This is a genomic window from Hyphobacterium sp. (assembly GCF_965228115.1).
Taxonomy (GTDB): Bacteria; Pseudomonadota; Alphaproteobacteria; order Caulobacterales; family Maricaulaceae; genus Hyphobacterium.
Genome location: NZ_CBDDHC010000005.1, coordinates 1 through 1,278 on the forward strand (window position 1 = coordinate 1; position 1,278 = coordinate 1,278).

1 protein-coding gene and 1 pseudogene are annotated in these 1,278 nt (G+C 53.3%); both read left to right on the forward strand.

Going from position 1 to position 1,278, the window contains the following annotated elements:
- Positions 1–301 precede the first annotated feature (301 nt).
- Positions 302–499, forward strand: coding sequence for a hypothetical protein (locus ACO079_RS00080; RefSeq protein WP_421788855.1), 198 nt, complete (start codon positions 302–304; stop codon positions 497–499).
- A 99-nt stretch (positions 500–598) separates the two neighbouring features.
- Positions 599–1,278: pseudogene (locus ACO079_RS00085) on the forward strand (hypothetical protein); the annotation flags it as partial.

The following is a 1,278-nucleotide window of genomic DNA, read 5'->3' on the forward strand; positions in this document are numbered from 1 at the left end:
ATCGCCCTGACGCTTTGGTCATGACTTAACAATCACCGACCAAAGGCCAGGGTAGACCCGAACCAAATATACTTTAAGTCGCAAAATTGCTAAAGAGAATATATGAGAATACTGAACTTATATACTCTCGCGTTGTCGCTGAAGTCCGCATTTTCGTATTGAATATATAAGTTTAACGCTCATTGTTCGAAAAAATATCATATTCTGATTTTCATTGACTTGATTGTCCTCTCGGACATTGCGGTCAATTTTTCTTTGACTCGATTAACTATTCCTTCGAAAGTATTAACGGGGGAGTTGTATGAGGGCATATCAAGCGATCATCGGTGCGTGCTCTGGACGTTTGCTGGATTTTAATCTGGCAGACCGTCAGGCGAACCTCTCGATCTCGCTCGATTTGCCAAAGCTCAGCCAGCGGCCCGTTTTCACTCGTTTCCGATGGCAAGGCCGCCGCCAGCGGCCCTTCGGCGGCGATCTGGCTTTTCTTTCGAATTCATGAGGGGAGTGTTGTCGGACGGTCATTGACCCGCGCTGTGCCGGGTGTCTGGAAAGAGCGGACAAAAGGTGTGGCGCACGGACCGCGAACGCTTGTGGGCATATGACATTCAAAAAAAATCTGGCGGGTTCATCCGCGCTTGCCGTCATGCTGCTGGCTTCCAGCGCCTATGCTGATGCATCGCTGGAGCGCGCGAGCGAAAGTGGCGTGCTCGATTGGTATCTCGCCCTGACGGATGGGCTGAACGCGGTTGCAAATAATGTCACATCGCCCGTGGCGGATATTTCCCTGACCCTTGCCCGGTCGGAGACATTGCGATTGAGGGGCAATGAATGGACACACTCAAATGCGCCGGTCGGAGAAACCCAGCCGCGCCAGGCAAGACCGGTTTTCAGCCTGGCGGCCTATGAAGGAATTGATCAGCCATTTGCCGGATCAATCACTTGCAGCGCAACCGACACCCCATCGACAAACATGGAATGTGGCGGCGATGTTGGCACAAACACACGCGCAATTTCCCTCGGCCTGACAGCTGAGAGCACTGCAAGCGGCGGGATTTCTCTGGGCTATGACAGCCTGGCGTCCGGCGATAGCGCGATCGCGATCGGCACGCGGCAAGGCAATACCGCCAATTTCAGTCACACAGTTGCGTCGGCCACAGGTGCGATTGCCATCGGGGCCAGTGCGGAAGCAACCCAGCAGGGCGTTGTTGCAATTGGTTTCAATGCAACGGTTACAAACACACGCTCGATTGCGATCGGCAATAACGCATCAACGGCGAT

Bases quoted from the DNA above. Each gene is read 5' to 3' on its own strand.
- ACO079_RS00080 (WP_421788855.1), top strand. From the start codon at position 302: ATGAGGGCATATCAAGCGATCATCGGTGCGTGCTCTGGACGTTTGCTG.